The organism is uncultured Blautia sp., assembly GCF_902497045.1.
In the GTDB taxonomy this organism is placed as follows: Bacteria; Bacillota; Clostridia; order Lachnospirales; family Lachnospiraceae; genus Blautia_A.
Genome location: NZ_CABVDF010000295.1, coordinates 1 through 2,797 on the forward strand (window position 1 = coordinate 1; position 2,797 = coordinate 2,797).

The window sequence follows — 2,797 nt, forward strand, 5'->3', positions numbered from 1 at the left end:
GAGGTTTTGATAATGAAAAATAACAAAGTAAAAAAAATGCTGTGTGGTTTATGCTCTATAATTCTTCTAGGCGGAAGCTGTCAGGCAGTACCGGTTATGGCAGATATGGGGAATGGAAATTTTGTGGCGGTCAATGATTCCGTTGCAGTAGACAGTATTACGGTCAATGGCATTACGGTAGAAGCGTTATACCGGCCTTATGATTCCAGCTGTGACACAGATGCTACTTATTGCTGCGCAGCTCTTGTAAAAAGATTTTACGAGCAGGTTTATGGGAAAAATGTATATGGACTGGAGAGGATTGATTCTGTTCCGCTTATGGACGGAGGCCAGTTTGTTCAGACTTATGAACCGAAGGTGGGAGACATTCTGAGAGATAATTACTCTGTTCATTGGGCCATTGTGAAAGAGGTATCGGGAAGTACCATTACACTGATTCAGCAAAATGCCTGGAACACAGCTTATACGAATGCCTGGGTAGGGGCAACTGTAGAAAAGGGGGATCCAAGATATACCTTTTTTACCTGGGACGGAAATGCAGGAGAGGTTCAAAGTGCACCGACGGCAAGTTTTACTGTAAATTATGAAGCACCACAGATTTACAATACAACAGCAGTGGTTTCCGCTAAGATAGATAATCCTTATAGAAATACCGTTTATCAGGTAGGCTGCCATATCTGGGATGCCGAAGATAATCTCATTATAAGACATGTGGAGGATTGTGTACGGAACGAAAGCAGATTTAATATGTGGTATGATATTCAGGGAGAAATTGGGCTGGCTCTTAATCCTGGAACTGCTTATAAATATCAGTTCTTTATTATTTATGAAGGGCAGGAATATCCGGGAGAAATCCAGAGTTTTACCACAGCAGGATGAACACATGGAGGCGGCCATAGTTTTTGAATGAATCCGTTCCTGAAGAAAGAAATATTACAGGTTATTTCAGTTGTAAAAGGTGCAGAAAAATGATATTTTGGAAATGAAAAGAATATTGTAGAAGTATCACACAAAGGAATAAGACAGATGCAAAATCAGCTGAATGACGTATATAATTTAAACAGCCGATATAGTTTGAAAAGAAAACTGGGACAGGGGGCATTTGGCATCACTTATCTTGCATGGGATAAGCAGGAAAAAAGAGAAGTGGCAGTTAAGATATGGCAGCAGGATACAAAGCAGGAAGCTTTTGAAGCGGCAAAGGATTTTTTTCTAAGGGAAGGAAAGATACCGGGACTGGTAGAAATATATGATTTTTTTGAACGGGCAGGAATGCAGTTTTTGGTAATGGAATATCTTTCCGGCGGAACGCTGAAGGAATATATCCATAAAAGAAAAAAATCCATGCTGCCTCCGATGGAAGCTGTAAATATTTTAATGCCGGTCATGGAAGCTGTGGCAAAGCTCCACAGCGAAGGGATGGTTCATTGCGATATAAGTCCTGATAATCTGATGTTTGATGAGAATTCTAATCTATGTATGATAGACCTTGGGGCAATCAGAAAACAGGGTGTTGTATGTGAAAAGAGCTTTTTAAAGGAACCATATAGTGCACCAGAACAATACACAGATACTGCACGCATCGGTCCCTGGACGGATATTTACAGTATCTGTGCAATTTTTTATGAAATGATAACGGGAGAGAAACCAATGGCTGCAACGGAGCGTATGAAATACGATCGGTTACAGCCTGTTTCTGCATATACACATATTTCTGCAAAACTGGAACATGTTTTTATGAGAGGGCTGGAATATGAGATTAGGGACCGTTATTACAGTATAAGAGTATTTATGGAAGCCCTGTCTCTGCCTGTGGAAAAGATAAAAAGACTGGATGGAGCTACTCGTAGGGTATGGGGATCAGTGTGGCTGGAAGCAAGTATTGAAAACAGAAGAACACGGATAGAACGCAAGAGAAGTGCCCTTGTGAAAAGGTTGAAACATTTTGCCGTTGGGGCAGGAGTGATGCTTCTGGGACTTGGAATTGCAGCAGGAGCCGCAGGATGGTATTTCAGAAGAAACCCGGAAAAATATTTCGCCTTGGAAAATAAGATGGCTCAGATTATGCATATAGATCAAAAGGATAAGATGCTCGTCTGTAAAGGAATAAAAGATTATGAAAAAATTCTGGAATACCTGCAAACCCATGGTGAAGTGGATGAGAATATAAGAATGGATGGAGATTTTATTTGAGCTGTATGTGAAATTTGAGGAGTGGCCGGAAAATACAAAAATCCGTGTGGCTCATTCTCTTGGGCTTTGCAGCCAGGATCCGGATACAGAAGAGTGGAAGCACGCCGAGGCGGAACTGCGCAGAATGGAGAAGGAAGAGAGAAAAAGAGAGGAGGAGAGGGATTCAGAAGGCTCTCGAAATGCTGCAGAAAAAAGAAAAGCGTATCAGAGAGGCCGCGTAGGAGAGGATTATTTCCGGGAATTTATGACAGGAGCAAGGGATATTAACAGAGAAACCCTGATTAGTTTCCTGCTTTTTGTCAGACAGAGGGTCGATCTGAATAAAGAAAATAATATTACCATAAACAGGCTCAGCCGCATCCTGGAAAACTGTGAATTTGAAAGATTGCGTCCGGATCAGGAGTTTGATTCCTTTGTGCTTCATTTTCTGCGCTCCTCAGATCCTATGGAGGTTCTGGAGGAAGAGGTGGAAAAACAGGTAATACAGGGAAAGAATTTCTATTTGTACAGAGTTTATAAAGAGGCTTACTGTCATGAAAAAGAATTACTGGAATATCTTCTTTAAAAACAAATTTGCAGAAACAGAGGCTATACTGAAATTATA

General features: G+C 41.0%; 2 protein-coding genes and 1 pseudogene. All 3 read left to right on the top strand.

The features are described 5' to 3' along the window. Positions 1 to 879 (top strand): annotated as a pseudogene (locus RDS42_RS13935) (hypothetical protein); the annotation flags it as partial. Positions 880 to 1,026: 147 nt separating this feature from the next. After that, positions 1,027 to 2,193 (top strand): serine/threonine-protein kinase, encoded by a 1,167-nt coding sequence (locus RDS42_RS13940; RefSeq protein ID WP_308784192.1) that lies wholly within the window; start codon positions 1,027 to 1,029, stop codon positions 2,191 to 2,193. Continuing rightward, complete coding sequence (locus tag RDS42_RS13945) at positions 2,177 to 2,758, top strand: hypothetical protein (RefSeq protein ID WP_308784193.1); 582 nt, start codon at positions 2,177 to 2,179, stop codon at positions 2,756 to 2,758. Before RDS42_RS13940 ends, RDS42_RS13945 begins: the two co-directional genes overlap by 17 nt. Positions 2,759 to 2,797: the final 39 nt, after the last annotated feature.